We start from the raw sequence: 14729 nt of genomic DNA, 5'->3' as shown, positions 1-14729 counted from the left end.
CCATGGCCAAGGCAACGCTGTAATGGCAGCGTTACGGCCACGGAACGGGGTGTGGGGAGGATGACCTTCCCGCACCCCGTTCGCGCGGCAGAATGCTCGGACCGGACCTGGCCGAATCAGATCGAGAACGTGATCGAACCCGATCGAGATCGACATCGAATCGAGTCCGGCCAGTCCGGGCACTATTTAAAGCAGGGGCGCTACGCGCGTAGATAGGCCCCTTTCTCAAGGAGAGTGCGCCATCGACGCGTCCAGCAGCCCTCCGCTCACCGCGCAGTCGACCGCGGTCGAGCTGGTGGGTATCACCAAGCGCTTCCCGGGTGTGGTGGCCAACCACGACATCCACCTGACGGTCCGCAAGGGCACGGTCCACGCCCTCGTCGGCGAGAACGGTGCCGGCAAGTCGACGCTGATGAAGATCCTCTACGGCATGCAGAAGCCGGACGAGGGCACGATCGCCGTCGACGGTGAGCAGGTCGGCTTCTCGTCGCCCGCCGACGCCATCGTGCGCGGCATCGGCATGGTCCACCAGCACTTCATGCTCGCCGACAACCTCACCGTCCTGGAGAACGTCGTCCTGGGCAGCGAGAAGCTGTACGGCATCGGTGGCGGCGCCCGTAAGAAGATCAAGGAGATCTCCGACCGGTACGGGCTGAACGTGCGCCCGGACGTCCTGGTCGAGAGCCTCGGTGTCGCCGAGCGCCAGCGCATCGAGATCCTCAAGGTCCTCTACCGCGGCGCCCGCATCCTGATCCTGGACGAGCCCACCGCCGTACTGGTGCCGCAGGAGGTCGACGCACTCTTCGACAACCTGCGCGAGCTCAAGTCCGAGGGCCTGGCCGTCATCTTCATCTCGCACAAGCTGGGCGAGGTCCTGTCGGTCGCCGACGAGATCACGGTCATCCGGCGCGGTACGACGGTCGGCACGGCCGTCCCCGCCGAGACGACCCCCCGCCAGCTCGCCGAGATGATGGTCGGCAGCGAGCTCCCCACCCCGGAGACCGCCGAGTCCACGGTCACCGACAAGGCCGTGCTCACCGTCAAGAACCTCACCGTCTACGCCAGCGGCGGCGCCTCCCTCGGCGAGGTCGGCGCGCAGCCCGAGACCGCGACCCCCGGCTCGGCCGGTGCGACGCCGGGCGCCGACGTGCTCACCGAGGCCACCGCCCCCGGCGCCGCCAAACGCGTCCTCGACGACGTCACCTTCACCATCCACGCCGGTGAGGTGATGGGCATCGCCGGCGTCGAGGGCAACGGCCAGACCGAGCTCATCGACGCGCTGATCGGCCTCAAGAACGCGGACTCGGGTTCCATCGGCTTCCTCGGCGACGAGATCACGGGGTGGGCCACCCGCAAGCGCCGTGAGAAGGGCATCGGGTACATCCCCGAGGACCGTCACCGCCACGGCCTGCTGCTGGAGTCCCCGCTCTGGGAGAACCGCATCCTCGGCCATGTCACCGAGGCCCCCAACGCGAAGGGCTTCTGGCTCGACATCAAGGGCGCCCAGGAGGACACCAGGCGGATCGTCAAGGAGTACGACGTCCGCACCCCCGGCATCGACGTCACCGCCGCCTCGCTCTCCGGCGGCAACCAGCAGAAGCTGATCGTCGGCCGCGAGATGAGCCACAAGCCGCGCTTCCTGATCGCCGCCCACCCCACCCGCGGTGTGGACGTCGGCGCGCAGGCCGCGATCTGGGACCAGATCCGCGAGGCCCGCCGCGAGGGCCTGGCCGTGCTGCTGATCTCGGCCGACCTGGACGAGCTGATCGGTCTGTCGGACACCCTGCGGGTGATCTACAACGGCAGGCTCGTGGCGGACGCCGACCCGGCGACCATCACCCCGGAGGAACTCGGCTCGGCCATGACCGGCGCCGCCTCCGGACACCTGGAGCACGTAGCGGAAAGCGCCGCCCCGGAGGACGAGGCCCGATGAAGAAGTTCGACAAGGAGCGCGTGCTCCTCGCGGTGGCCGGCCCGGTCATCGCGCTCGTCGCGGCGGTCGCCCTGACGTCGATCGTGCTGCTCGCCTCGGGCAAGAGCCCGTTCGAGCCGTACTCGCTGATGCTCGAACAGGCGACGTACTCCGACATCCAGGTGCTGATCCTCAACCAGGCCTCGATGTACTACGTCGCCGCGCTCGCGGTGGCCATCGGCTTCCGGATGAACCTGTTCAACATCGGCGTCGACGGCCAGTACCGCCTCGCCGCGATGATGACCGCGGTGGTCGGCGCGCACCTCGCGCTGCCGTCCTTCCTGCAGATTCCCGTGCTCCTGCTGGTCGCCATGCTCACCGGCGCCATGTGGGCCGGTATCGCGGGCGTTCTCAAGGTCACCCGCGGCGTCAGCGAGGTCGTCGCGACGATCATGCTGAACGCGATCGCCACCAGCGTCATCGGCTACCTCACCCTCTCCGACAAGTTCGGTGTGCAGCTCGGCAACAACATGACGACCGGTGTCATGAAGAAGTCCGGCTGGTTCCCCGGTATCAACCTCGGCTCGGACGTCGGCGAGATCTACGGCCTGGTCTTCCTCGCGATCCTCATGGGCGTCCTGTACTGGCTCGTCCTCAACCGCACCCGCTTCGGCTTCGACCTGCGCGCCACCGGCGCCTCCGAGACCGCCGCCGCGGCCTCCGGCGTCGACGCCAAGCGGATGGTGCTCACCGCGATGCTGATCTCCGGCGCGGTCGCGGGCCTCTCCGGCCTGCCGCTGCTGCTCGGCGACGCCCACACCTACAGCCTGACCTTCCCGACCGGACTGGGCTTCACCGCCATCACCATCGCCCTGCTCGGTCGCAACAGCCCCGTCGGCATCGCCTTCGCCTCCCTCTTGATCGCCTTCCTCGACAAGGCGTCCCCGGCGCTCGACTACGCGACCCCGGTGGCGTACGAGAAGGAGATCGCCACGATCATGCAGGGCCTGATCGTCTTCGCGGTCGTCATCTCCTACGAGGCCGTACGCGTCTGGGGCCTGCGCCGCCAGCAGAAGCGGGTCGGTGAGGAACTGGCCGCGGCCGCCGCCAACAACAACTCCCCGAAGGAGGTGGCTGCCCGATGAGCACCGCGACCGTCGCCAAGCCGCAGGCGCAGCAGCCCGGCAAGGGCAGCCGCCGATTCTCGCTCCCCGTACTCCTGCTGATCATCGCGGGCGTACTGATCCTGACCTCGGTCGTCCGCCTGATCACCGGCGCGGACGGCATCACCTCGACCGGACAGATGTCCACGGCGCTGCGCCTCGCGGTGCCGATCGGACTCGCGGGCCTCGGCGGTCTGTGGGCCGAGCGCGCGGGCGTCGTCAACATCGGCCTCGAGGGCATGATGATCCTCGGCACCTGGTTCGGCGCCTGGGCCGGCTACCAGTGGGGCCCGTGGACCGGTGTCGCCTTCGGCATCATCGGCGGTTGCCTCGGCGGCATCCTGCACGCCATCGCCACGGTGACCTTCAACGTCAACCACATCGTCTCCGGTGTGGCCGTCAACATCCTGGCGCTCGGCACCACGCGCTATCTGTCGAAGTTCACCTTCGAGGGCGTCCCGCAGGGCTCCTCCAAGCAGTCGCCCCCGGTCGACTCGCTCGGCACGTTCTCCATCCCAGGGTTGTCCAGCGGACTGGACACGCTCAACCACAAGGGCTGGTTCCTGATCTCGGACATCGCCGGTCTGCTCGCGGGTCTGATCACCGACCTGTCGCCGCTCACCGTCGTCGCGGTCGCCCTCGTACCGATCACCTGGTGGGTGCTGTGGCGCACGGCCTTCGGCCTGCGGCTGCGCTCCTGCGGTGAGAACCCGGTGGCCGCCGAGTCCCTCGGCGTCAACGTCTACAAGTACAAGTACATCGCCGTGATCATCTCGGGCGGCTTCGCCGGCCTCGGCGGCGCGTTCCTGTCGATCGTGGCGTCCAACGTGTACCTGGACGGCCAGACCGCCGGCCGCGGTTACATCGGTCTCGCCGCGATGATCTTCGGCAACTGGATGCCGGGCGGCCTGGCCCTCGGCGCGGGCCTGTTCGGCTACACCGACAGCCTCAACCTGCGCGGCGGCGGTACGAACGTCCACGCGCTGATCCTGCTGCTGGCGATCCTGCTGGTGTTCGGCGCGGCCTACCTGGTGTGGAAGAAGCGCTACACCCCGGCCGTCATCACCGCCGTGATCTCGGCGCTGATGTTCGTCTGGTACACCTCCACCAACGAGGTGCCCAAGCAGGTCGTGACCGCGACGCCGTACATCGTGACGCTGCTCGTGCTCTCGCTGTCCGCGCAGCATCTGCGGATGCCGAAGGCGGACGGCATGCCGTACCGGAGAGGACAGGGCAAGTGACGTCCGCCGGCGCCGGGTCCACGGCCGTCGACTGGGAGGCCCTGCGGGAGCTCGCGCGGGACGCCATGTCCCGGGCGTACGCCCCCTACTCGGGCTACCCGGTCGGTGTCGCGGCCCTCGTCGACGACGGCCGGACCGTCACCGGCTGCAACGTCGAGAACGCCTCGTACGGGCTCGGCCTGTGCGCCGAGTGCGGTCTGATCTCCCAGTTGCAGAACACCGGGGGCGGCCGGCTGACGCACTTCACCTGCGTCGACGGACACGGCGCGATCCTGGTGCCTTGCGGGCGCTGCCGCCAGCTGCTCTACGAGTTCGGCGGGTCCGATCTGCTCCTGGAGACCCCGGCCGGAATCCTGCCGCTCTCCGAGATGCTGCCGCAGGCCTTCGGGCCGGAGAATCTCACCAAGTAACGCCTGCGCGGCCCCTCCCGACGACCGGACGATGAACGACCGGTCGGGAGGGGCCGCGGATTTTCGGAAGTCTTCGGAAGGAAAGCCATGGCCATGGACGCCGTCTCCGTCATCCGCACCAAGCGGGACCGCGCCGAGCTCAGCGACGCGCAGATCGACTGGGTCATCGACGCGTACACCCGCGGCGAGGTCGCCGACTACCAGATGGCCGCCCTCAACATGGCGATCCTGCTCAACGGCATGAACCGTCGCGAGATCGCCCGCTGGACCGCCGCGATGATCGCCTCCGGCGAGCGCATGGAGTTCTCCTCCCTCTCCCGCCCGACCGCCGACAAGCACTCCACGGGCGGTGTCGGCGACAAGATCACGCTCCCGCTGGCGCCGCTGGTGGCGGCCTGCGGTGCGGCGGTCCCGCAGCTGTCCGGGCGCGGCCTCGGCCACACCGGCGGCACGCTGGACAAGCTGGAGTCGATCCCCGGCTGGCGCGCCCTGCTGTCGAACGAGGAGATGCTGCACGTCCTCGACACGACCGGTGCGGTCATCTGCGCGGCGGGCGACGGCCTGGCCCCCGCCGACAAGAAGCTGTACGCGCTGCGCGACGTGACCGGCACGGTCGAGGCGATCCCGCTGATCGCCTCCTCCATCATGTCGAAGAAGATCGCGGAGGGCACGGGCTCGCTGGTCCTGGACGTGAAGGTCGGCACCGGTGCCTTCATGAAGACCATCGAGGACGCCCGCGAACTCGCCTCCACGATGGTCGGCCTGGGCACCGACCACGGCGTGAAGACGGTCGCGCTCCTCACGGACATGTCGACCCCGCTGGGCCTGACGGCGGGCAACGCGCTGGAAGTACGGGAGTCGGTGGAGGTCCTGGCGGGCGGCGGTCCGGCCGACGTCGTCGAGCTCACCCTCGCCCTGGCCCGCGAGATGCTCGACGCGGCGGGCATCAAGGACGCCGACCCGGCGAAGGCCCTCGCGGACGGCTCCGCGATGGACGTCTGGCGCCGCATGATCGCCGCGCAGGGCGGCGACCCGGACGCCGCGCTCCCCACCTCCCGGGAGCAGCACGTGGTGACGGCCCCGTCCTCCGGCGTCCTTTCCCGCCTGGACGCCTACGACATCGGCATCGCCGCCTGGCGCCTGGGCGCCGGCCGCGCCCGCAAGGAGGACCCGGTGCAGGCCGCCGCGGGCGTCGAACTCCACGCCAAGCCCGGCGACACCGTCATCGCGGGCCAGCCGCTGCTGACCCTCCACACCGATACCCCCGAGCGCTTCGAGTACGCCCTGGAGTCGGTCGAGGGTTCCTACGACATCGCGGCCGCGGGCACGGACTTCAAGGCCACGCCGGTGGTGCTGGAACGTATCGCCTGACCTGCGCTTTCCTCGTACGGGTGAACGGGATCGGTGGACCTCCACCGGTCCCGTTCGGCATGCTGGACTCGGTGACGCACCGATTGGAGACCGCCATGACCGCACTCACCGTCGACCACGACCCCGAGCTGAGCTGGGACGACCTCGTCCGGTTCTGGGAGGAGATGGAGTGGCCGGAGGGCAGCAAGGTGGAGATCATCGAGGGGATCGTCACCGTGTCACCCGCTCCCGCATACCACCACAACGTGATCGCAGCGCGAATCCACCGCCGCCTGCTCTCCGGCATCCCCGAAGATTGGGAGGTCTTTCAAACCCTGGCCGTCGCAGTGCCCTCCCGGCGGGGCATGTTGATCCCCGACCTGGTCGTAGCGCCTGTGGTCGACGGGGAAGGCCTGAGCAGTCACATCCCTGCGGGCATGGCGGAACTCGTCGTGGAAGTCACCTCGAAGTCCAACGCCGTGCATGACCGCGTCAGTAAGCCCGCCGCCTACGCCGCCGGAGGCATCCCCCTCTACCTGCTCGTCGACCGATGGGCGGCCGGCGGCCCGACGGTGACGCTGTACGGCGAACCGACGGGCGACGTCTACCGCGTCCTGCACGCCGGAAAGTTCGGCGACGTGATCACCCTGCCGGAACCCTTCGACCTCACCCTCGACACCGCCGTGTTCCCCGTCGACTGACGTATCCGAGGGGCGGCGCCCAGTTCTGGTGCGCCGACCGCTCGCGTACGCCGGTTCATCCACCGTCAGCCGAGCACCGCCGCGATCAGCACCAGCGCCGGCACGGACAGGATCGTCGACAGCAGGATCGACTCCCTGGCCAGTGTCTCGCCGACCCGGTAGCGCGAGGCGTACGTGAAGAGGTTCTGGGCGGCGGGCAGCGCCGAGGTGACCACCACGTCGAGCAGGGGCGCCCCGTGCAGCCCGAACACGCCGACGGCCAGCGCCCAGGCCGCCAGCGGCTGGCCCACCGACTTCAGCGCGACGGACAACAGCACCGGGTGCCGGTCCGGGCCACGGCCGGGCAGCGTGCTGCCGCACAGCGAGATACCGAACGCCAGCAGCACCGCGGGCACCGACATGTTGCCGATCAGCGTGAGCGGGTCCATGACCGGTCCCGGCAACGTCAGACCGGTCGCCGACACCGCGACCCCGCTCAGCGAGCCGACCGCGATGGGATTGCGCAGGGGAGTGATCAGCCGCTGCCACAGGGGGCCCTTCTCGCCGTCCCCCGACAGATCGAGGACCGTGAGGGCGATGGGCGTGACCATGATCTGCTGGAAGAGCAGCACGGGCGCGACGAGCGAGGCGTCACCCAGCACGTACACCGCGATCGGGATGCCGAGGTTTCCCGAGTTGACGTAACTGGAGCACAGCGCGCCGATCGTCGTCCGGCCCACGCCCCAGCCGCGTAGGGCGCCGATCGCGACGAAGACGCCGGCCGCCGCGGCCGTGCTCATCGCCGTCACCAGGAGCCGGCTGGAGAAGATCACCGACAGGTCGGCCCGGGCGAGCGTGGTGAACAGCAGCGCGGGGGAGGCCACATGGAAGGCGAGCTTCGTCAGCACCTCCCGCCCGTTGTCCCCGAGGTAGCCGCGCCGTCCGATGACGTACCCGACCCCGATGACGACGGCGATGACCGCGAAGCCCGTCAGCACCCCCTGCACGGCGCCCCCTTCGCGTGGAGAAGGCCGTCGGGTATCGCGGGAGGCACTGATTCATGGGGCATACACCCAACCCTCTGGGCAGGGAGGGGTGCAGGTCAATGTGATCCTGCGCGGGCGCGCGCCTTGAACGGGTCCGCTCTTCCCGATGAGTTCCGTGTCCCCGGCCGGTCTACTGACCGTGGACGCCACGACACCCGCCGTACTCGTGCTGCCCGGCCCCCTCACCCGTGACCAGGTGCCGAGCCTCTGCGACGACGTGCGAGCCCGGTTGGAGTCGACCGCGGCCGGGGTCGTCGTCTGCGACGTCGCGGGGCTCGGCCCGCCCGGCCTGGCCACCGTCGACGTCCTGGCCAGGATGCAGCTCGCCGCCCGCCGGGCCGGGGGCCGTATCCGCCTGCGCGCCGCGGCCCCACCCCTCCTCCAGCTTCTCGAACTAGTCGGACTCCGCTTCGAGGTGGAGGGGGAGGCCGAAGAGCGGGAACCAGCGCTTGGTGTCGAGGAAGCAGTGGAAACCGGTGATGCGGCCGTCTGAGATCTCCAGGGCCTGGATCGCCCAGGCACTGAAGCCGCCCTCCTCCGGATCCGGCTTGTAGTGCGCGAATCCCGGCAGACCGTTCACCGCGACCGGCAGCAGGCGCGAACCCGCGCAGGAGGCGCCGAGGGTCGTCATGAAACCGGTGATGTCGCCCGTGCCGCGCAGCCACAGGTCGAACGGCGGCATCGTCATGATCGCGTCCTCGTGGAGCAGCGCGGTCAGGGCCGTCATGTCGTACGCCTCGAACGCGGCCACATAGCGCTCGAGCAGCTTCCGCTGCTCCTCGTCGAGCGGGTCGGAGATGGCGGCGGCCTCGGCGCTGTCGCTCTCCGCGAGGGTCGCGCGGGCCCGCTGCAGCGCGCTGTTGACCGAGGCGACCGTCGTCCCGAGCAGTTCGGCGACCTCGCTCGCCTTCCAGGCGAGGACCTCGCGCAGGATGAGCACGGCGCGCTGCTTGGGCGGCAGCTGCTGCAGGGCGGCCATGAAGGCGAGGCGCACCGACTCCTTGGCCACCGCGGCCTCGGCCGGGTCACTGACCGTGGGCAGCACGCGCGCGTCGGGCATCGGCTCCAGCCAGGTGTTGTCCGGGCGCGGGACGAGCGCCGCCTGGGCCAGGGGTGAGGGACCGCTCAGATCCATCGGACGAGCCCTCCTGTTGCCCGCGTTCAGCATGTCGAGGCACACGTTGGTGGCGATCCGGTACAGCCAGGACCGCATCGAGGAACGGCCCTCGAACGTGTCGTAGCTCCGCCAGGCGCGGACCATCGTGTCCTGCACCGCGTCCTCGGCTTCGAAGGAGGAGCCGAGCATCCGATAGCAGTACCCGGTCAGCTCGACCCGGTGCTTCTCCAGCCGCACGTCCAGGTCTGTGGTCGTCGCACCGTCGCTCATAGCCAACCCGCCCCTGTGGCCGTTCCCGTCGCGCCGTCGCCTCGTTGCGCCGGCACTTCGGAAGCTACCGCAGCCCACTGACAATGACCCCCGGAGTGGGAAAAAGCGGGGCTCAGACCAATTGCTTCACGGACATGAGCAAATGCCGGTACGCATCGCCCGTTTCGGCTCCGGCCCCGCTGAGCAGCGCCCGCCGCCCGGGTCCCAGCAGCTCACCTGACCCGGTGGCAGCACCCGGCAGATGTCCAGCAGCCGGCGTCCCAGCACGAGGATCCGACCGCCGGCCCCCGTCTCGACATCGATCTCGATCCGCGCCGCCGTTTCGAAGTCGAACCCCGAGATGCCCAGCCGCTGCGGCCCGGCCTCCAGAAGCAGCCCACCCAGCACCGGTACCGGTGAGCGGGTGGGCAGGGTGCGGGCCGTCCAGGCCACCGCCTCGGCGAGGTCGTCGCGATCGGCGCGGAACTCCATGAAAGATCCCCCTGTTCGGGCCAGTTGACCGGGTGGAGGCTAGGTGCCACCACTGACAACGGGGTCCGACCAGGGGGAACGGGGGAGCGGCTGGGACGCTCAGTGCGCCAGGGCCGGCTCGCGTCGGGCCTGGGTGCGGGCCGCGTGGGAGCCGAACACCGTGATCGTGACGACGCCGAGGACCGCGAACAGGCCGAGCGTCACCGTTCCGGCCCAACCGCCCGCGTGGAAGGCGATCGCGCCGAGCGTGCTGCCCGCGCTGGAGCCGATGTAGTACGCGGACTGGTAGAGGGCGGAGGCCTGGGCGCGGCCCTGCTTGGCGGTGTGGCTGACCGACGAGGACGCCACCGCGTGGCCCGCGAAGAAGCCCGCGGTGATCAGCACCAGGCCGAGCAGGACGAGGGGCAGGGAGTCGACCAGGGAGAGGAGCAGGCCGGAGGTCGTGGTGCCGCCCGCCAGGTAGAGGGAGCCGCGCCGGCCCAGGCGGGCGACCAGCCTGCCCGCCGTGGACGCCGACACCGTACCGACCAGATACACCAGGAAGATCGAGCCGATGATGCCCTGGGGGAGGGAGAAGGGGGCCTCGGTCAGGCGATAGCCGATCACCGTGTAGACCCCGCCGAAGACCATCATGAACAGCGCGCCGATCGCGTACAGTCGACGCAGCAGCGGGTTCGCGAGGTGGTCACGGACCGTACGGGCCAGTACCCCAGGCCGCAGCGAGCCGGGCGTGAAGTGCTTCGGCGCGGGCAGCAGGAGCCGGAAGGCGACCGCGCAGGCCACCGCGATGATCCCGATCGTGGCGACGGCCACCCGCCAGCCCCACTCCTGCGCGACCCAGCCGGTGATGACCCGGCCGCTCATCCCGCCGACGCTGTTGCCCGCCACGAAGAGACCGATCGCCGTGATCAGGGCCTTGGGGCGGACCTCCTCCGCCAGATAGGCCGTCGCGGAGGCCGGAAGGCCCGCCAGCGCCGCGCCCTGCACCGCCCGCAGCACGACCAGGGCGCCGATCGACGGGGCGAAGGGGACCAGGAGCCCGACCGTCACCGCGACCGCCAGCGACGCCGTCATCAACGTACGCCGTCCGAACCGCTCCGACAGCGCGCTCATGGGGAGGACGAACAGTGCCAGCGCACCCGTCGCCGCCGACACCGTCCAGCTCGCCTCGCTCGCGCTGACCCCGAAGTCCGTGGAGACGAGGGGGAGGAGGGCCTGCGTGGAATAGAGGAGCGCGAAGGTCGCCACACCCGCGAGGAAGAGTGCGAAGCTCATCCGGCGGTAGCCGGGCCCACCCGGGGTGAGACGGGAGTCGACGGTGGCGGCGGAGGACGTGACGGTGGAGGTGGCGGCCACGGTGGTGGACGCCCCGGTACTGGCGGAAGGCATGCTTCGAAACTAAAGAAGCGCCGCTCATCCGTCCAATGCATGGAATCGCCATAATCGTTCCCATGGCGCATCAGCAGAGGTCACAGGCTCACCTGTCACCGTCCAGTGACACAGAAGACAGCGCGGGCATGTCCAGGCTGCTCGCCCCACGCCTCGCGTACTTCGCCGGGGTCGCCCGCACCGAGCACGTCACGCGTGCCGCGCAGGAGATGCGGGTCCCCCAGTCGACCCTTTCGCGGGCCATGATCCGGCTCGAACAGGACCTGGGTGTCGACCTGTTCGCACGCCGGGGCCGCACGGTCTCCCTCACCCCCGCGGGCCGTACGTTCCTCTCCTCGGTCGAACGGGCCCTCGCCGAGATCGAGCGCGCCGCCGAGGAGGTGCGCGCGGACGCCGACCCGGCCACCGGCAAGGTCGCGTTCGGCTTCCTGCACACCATGGGGTCGGAGACCGTCCCCGGCCTGATCCGCGCCTTCCGCGCCGATCACCCGCGGGTCCGCTTCAGCCTCGTGCAGAACTACGGCGAGGCGATGCTGGAGGGGCTGCGCTCGGGCGAGCTGGACCTGTGCCTCACCTCGCCGGTGCCGGACGCGCCCGACCTGGTGGGCCGCCTCCTCGACGAACAGAAGCTGAGACTCGTCGTCCCGGCCGACCACCGCCTCGCCGCCCGCAAACGCATCCGCCTCGCCGAGGCCGCCGAGGAGACCTTCGTGACCCTCGAACCCGGCTACGGCATGCGCCGCATCACCGACGACCTCTGCCAGGAGGCCGGCTTCAAGCCCCGGATCGCCTTCGAGGGCGAGGAGGCCGAGACCCTACGGGGCCTGGTGGCCGCCGGCCTCGGAGTCGCCCTCCTGCCGCCGCCGGCCGTGGCCCGCCCAGGAGTCGTCGAACTGACGGTCACGGCCCCGCGAGCGGTCCGCGAGATCGGCGTGGCCTGGCTGGAGGGCCATCAGGACACGTCACCGGTGGCAGCCTTCAAGAAGTTCCTACTGTCGAGGAGGGGCCACCTGCTACCGGACTGAGGGGCAGACGCGCCCCGCTTTTAGGGGCGCGAGGAACTGCGCGACCAGCCCCCACTACGCCGCAGACAAAACCCAACCTAACGACGCAACGCCTTCCCGAAGCCGGAGGCGAGCGGCATCCGCAACCCCAACGGCGGCGGCGCGGCCAACGCGTCCTCCAGAGGGCGCGACACCCCGTGTCCGAACAACGCCCCCATCACGAAGTCCTCCGCCAGCGCGTGCACTTCGGACCGGTACTGGTGCAACCCGTGCCCGTCGGAGTGGACCTCGAACCGGCAGATGTCCCGGTTGGACTTCTTGGCCCGTGCCGCGAGCCGGAAGGACAACTCCGGGTCGGTGCGCTCGTCGTTGGTGCCGTGCACGATCAGCACGCGCCGCCCGGTGAGCTGCTTCACCGGTTCGGGTGGCGCCGCCACGTCGTCCTCCGGCAGCCAGGGGGCGAGCGCCAGAACGGAGTTGACGGCGCTGTGCCCGGCCGCACGCAGCGCCGCCCGGCCTCCCATCCCCACTCCGGCGAGGCACACGGGCACGTCTCCGTAGCGGCGTATCACCTCGTCGGCGGCCCAGGACGCGTCGCCGGCGAGATGCGCCTCGCCGCCGTTCCAGCCGCGGAAGCGGTAGTGCACGACGTGGGTGGCCAGGCCTTCCGTACGTCCCGCGCGCATGAGGCGGCGCCCGAGCGCGCGTACGGAGGCGGTCGCCAACATCGGGGACGGTCTGCGCGAGGAGACCTCGTCGCCGCCCGGGAGCAGCAGAACCACGCCGCTGACCCCCGTCGGCTCCGGGCCGATCGCCCTCCCCAGCCGGGCCCTGCGAACCGGCGTCGCTTGCTGTGCCATGACAGAACAGTGTCAGAAGTGACGGTGTACGCCACCCGTCCGCCGGGTCACCGTTACGTATCGACGGGCGGCACGACAGGAGATCTACGCGCGTAGGGGCTACAGTGCGAAAATGACGAGCCAGATCCAGAACACCCCGAGCTCGGAACAGATCCGCCGGGCACCCAAGGTCCTGCTGCACGATCACCTCGACGGGGGCCTGCGTCCCGGGACGATCGTCGAACTCGCCCAGGAATCCGGCTACTCCGGGCTCCCTGAGACCGACCCCGACAAACTCGGCGTCTGGTTCCGCGAGGCTGCCGACTCCGGGTCGCTGGAACGGTACCTGGAGACCTTCGCCCACACCTGTGCCGTCATGCAGACGCGTGAGGCGCTGGTGCGGGTCGCCGCCGAGTGCGCCGAGGATCTCGCCGAGGACGGGGTCGTCTACGCCGAGGTGCGCTACGCGCCCGAACAGCACCTGGAGTCCGGGCTCACCCTCGAAGTGGTCGTCGAGGCGGTCAACGAGGGCTTCCGGGAAGGCGAGCGGCTCGCCCGGGAGAACGGCCACCGCATCAGGGTGGGCGCCCTGCTCACCGCCATGCGGCATGCGGCCCGCGCCCTGGAGATCGCCGAACTGGCCAACCGCTACCGCGACTTGGGAGTGGTGGGCTTCGACATCGCGGGCGCCGAGGCCGGCTTCCCGCCCACCCGTCACCTCGACGCCTTCGAGTACCTCAAGCGCGAGAACAACCACTTCACCATCCACGCCGGCGAGGCCTTCGGGCTGCCTTCCATCTGGCAGGCGCTCCAGTGGTGCGGCGCGGACCGGCTCGGCCACGGCGTGCGGATCATCGACGACATCCAGGTCGCGGCGGACGGGTCGGTGAAGCTCGGACGGCTGGCCTCGTACGTCCGTGACAAGCGCGTCCCGCTGGAACTGTGCCCCAGCTCCAACCTCCAGACCGGCGCCGCCGACTCCTACGCCGAGCACCCGATCGGTCTGCTGCGGCGCCTGCACTTCCGGGCGACCGTGAACACGGACAATCGGCTCATGTCAGGGACGAGCATGTCGCGCGAATTCGAGCACCTGGTCGACGCGTTCGGTTATTCGCTCGACGACATGCAGTGGTTCTCTGTCAATGCTATGAAGTCAGCATTCATTCCTTTCGATGAACGGCTGGCGATGATCAATGACGTGATCAAGCCCGGATATGCAGAACTGAAGTCCGAATGGCTGTTCCAGCAGACCGCCTCCACCAGTGGTTCCTTGGGGTAACAGGGCTGATCGGAGGAGCGAAAAGCGGCCGGGTCTTCACTTGTTCTCCATGACTCGGCTGCTTTTCGATGTTTGCGGACGGTGGCTCTGCGTGTTTACGTTTTTGGACCGCTCACATCCCCGTCACACGGATCCAAGGACGCATTCAATATGAAGCAGTCTGCTGCCAAGACCCTCGGCGTCGCCGCTCTCGGTGCCGCATTCGCCGCCGTCGGCGCGGGCGCCGCGAACGCCGCCCCGGCCGTGCCGGACGCCTCCCAGGCGCTGGACACCGTCACCCAGACGCTGCCCGCGCAGAACGTCGCGGCGGCGCTCCCGGGTGCGGGGGAAGCGGTCACCCAGGGGCAGGGAGCGCTCGGCGCGGGGGCGGCCGCGGCCCAGCCCGCCGTTGCGAAGCTCCTCGCCGACGGACCGGCGGCGCCGGTGGCCGGACTGCTCGGCGGACTGCCGCTGCAGGGCCTGCCGACGCACGGTCTGCCGCTGAACGGGCTGCCGCTCGGCTGACACCTTCCGCTTGGCTCGGCCTTCGCCTGTACGAACGCCGGTGGGGCGCACCCC

14 protein-coding genes and 1 pseudogene are annotated in these 14729 nt (G+C 69.9%); 10 read left to right on the top strand and 5 right to left on the bottom strand.

The features are described 5' to 3' along the window. Positions 1 to 241: 241 nt before the first annotated feature. The 6 genes from OG568_RS20895 (at position 242) to OG568_RS20870 (ending at position 6777) form a co-directional block, all read left to right on the top strand. On the top strand, positions 242 to 1933 hold the full coding sequence (locus OG568_RS20895; RefSeq protein ID WP_329536401.1) for an ABC transporter ATP-binding protein: 1692 nt from the start codon (positions 242 to 244) through the stop codon (positions 1931 to 1933). Continuing rightward, positions 1930 to 3057 (top strand): ABC transporter permease, encoded by a 1128-nt coding sequence (locus tag OG568_RS20890; protein WP_266436696.1) that lies wholly within the window; start codon positions 1930 to 1932, stop codon positions 3055 to 3057. The genes OG568_RS20895 and OG568_RS20890 overlap by 4 nt, the downstream gene beginning before the upstream one ends. Next, on the top strand, positions 3054 to 4316 hold the full coding sequence (locus tag OG568_RS20885) for an ABC transporter permease (RefSeq protein WP_266585170.1): 1263 nt from the start codon (positions 3054 to 3056) through the stop codon (positions 4314 to 4316). Before OG568_RS20890 ends, OG568_RS20885 begins: the two co-directional genes overlap by 4 nt. After that, a complete protein-coding gene (locus tag OG568_RS20880; protein WP_266436692.1) occupies positions 4313 to 4726 on the top strand; it encodes a cytidine deaminase in 414 nt (137 codons plus the stop codon). Before OG568_RS20885 ends, OG568_RS20880 begins: the two co-directional genes overlap by 4 nt. 87 nt (positions 4727 to 4813) lie before the next feature. Then, the gene (locus OG568_RS20875; RefSeq protein WP_329532685.1) at positions 4814 to 6097 is read left to right on the top strand and encodes a thymidine phosphorylase; all 1284 of its coding nucleotides are present in this window, start codon (positions 4814 to 4816) and stop codon (positions 6095 to 6097) included. 95 nt (positions 6098 to 6192) lie between these two features. Then, positions 6193 to 6777 (top strand): Uma2 family endonuclease, encoded by a 585-nt coding sequence (locus tag OG568_RS20870; RefSeq protein ID WP_329532684.1) that lies wholly within the window; start codon positions 6193 to 6195, stop codon positions 6775 to 6777. A 65-nt stretch (positions 6778 to 6842) separates the two neighbouring features. On the opposite strand, the gene OG568_RS20865 is transcribed toward OG568_RS20870, so the two are convergent. Continuing rightward, positions 6843 to 7763, bottom strand: coding sequence for an AEC family transporter (locus OG568_RS20865; RefSeq protein WP_329532683.1), 921 nt, complete (start codon positions 7761 to 7763; stop codon positions 6843 to 6845). Between the two features lie 145 nt (positions 7764 to 7908). Here OG568_RS20865 and OG568_RS20860 point away from each other — a divergent pair, with 145 nt between their 5' ends. Continuing rightward, the gene (locus OG568_RS20860) at positions 7909 to 8295 is read left to right on the top strand and encodes an STAS domain-containing protein (RefSeq protein WP_329532682.1); all 387 of its coding nucleotides are present in this window, start codon (positions 7909 to 7911) and stop codon (positions 8293 to 8295) included. On the opposite strand, the gene OG568_RS20855 is transcribed toward OG568_RS20860, so the two are convergent. From OG568_RS20855 to OG568_RS20845, 3 genes and pseudogenes are all read right to left on the bottom strand, one after another. Further along, positions 8197 to 9189 carry a sigma-70 family RNA polymerase sigma factor gene (locus OG568_RS20855; protein WP_329532681.1) on the bottom strand — a complete coding sequence of 331 codons (993 nt, stop codon included), beginning with the start codon at positions 9187 to 9189 and terminating at the stop codon, positions 8197 to 8199. The two genes, OG568_RS20860 and OG568_RS20855, sit on opposite strands and share 99 nt — an antisense overlap. A 207-nt stretch (positions 9190 to 9396) precedes the next feature. Further along, a pseudogene (locus OG568_RS20850) lies at positions 9397 to 9660 on the bottom strand (DNA polymerase III subunit beta); the annotation flags it as partial. Between the two features lie 99 nt (positions 9661 to 9759). Then, on the bottom strand, positions 9760 to 11049 hold the full coding sequence (locus OG568_RS20845) for an MFS transporter (RefSeq protein WP_329532680.1): 1290 nt from the start codon (positions 11047 to 11049) through the stop codon (positions 9760 to 9762). 62 nt (positions 11050 to 11111) lie between these two features. On the opposite strand from OG568_RS20845, the gene OG568_RS20840 reads away from it, so the two are divergent. After that, positions 11112 to 12074, top strand: a complete 963-nt coding sequence (locus tag OG568_RS20840) for a LysR family transcriptional regulator (protein ID WP_329532679.1) — start codon at positions 11112 to 11114, stop codon at positions 12072 to 12074. 77 nt (positions 12075 to 12151) lie between these two features. On the opposite strand, the gene OG568_RS20835 is transcribed toward OG568_RS20840, so the two are convergent. Then, entirely contained in the window at positions 12152 to 12913 is a 762-nt protein-coding gene (locus tag OG568_RS20835; RefSeq protein WP_266436677.1) for an alpha/beta hydrolase, read from the bottom strand. Positions 12914 to 13025: 112 nt separating this feature from the next. Here OG568_RS20835 and OG568_RS20830 point away from each other — a divergent pair, with 112 nt between their 5' ends. Both OG568_RS20830 and OG568_RS20825 read left to right on the top strand, forming a co-directional pair. Then, positions 13026 to 14171, top strand: a complete 1146-nt coding sequence (locus OG568_RS20830; protein WP_329532678.1) for an adenosine deaminase — start codon at positions 13026 to 13028, stop codon at positions 14169 to 14171. Positions 14172 to 14321: 150 nt separating this feature from the next. Next, complete coding sequence (locus tag OG568_RS20825) at positions 14322 to 14675, top strand: ATP-binding protein (RefSeq protein ID WP_266585186.1); 354 nt, start codon at positions 14322 to 14324, stop codon at positions 14673 to 14675. The last annotated feature ends 54 nt before the right edge of the window (positions 14676 to 14729 follow it).

Source organism: Streptomyces sp. NBC_01450 (assembly GCF_036227505.1).
Lineage (GTDB): Bacteria > Actinomycetota > Actinomycetes > Streptomycetales > Streptomycetaceae > Streptomyces.
Note: the sequence above shows the minus strand (reverse complement) of the source record. Positions and strands in the feature narration are given on the sequence as shown.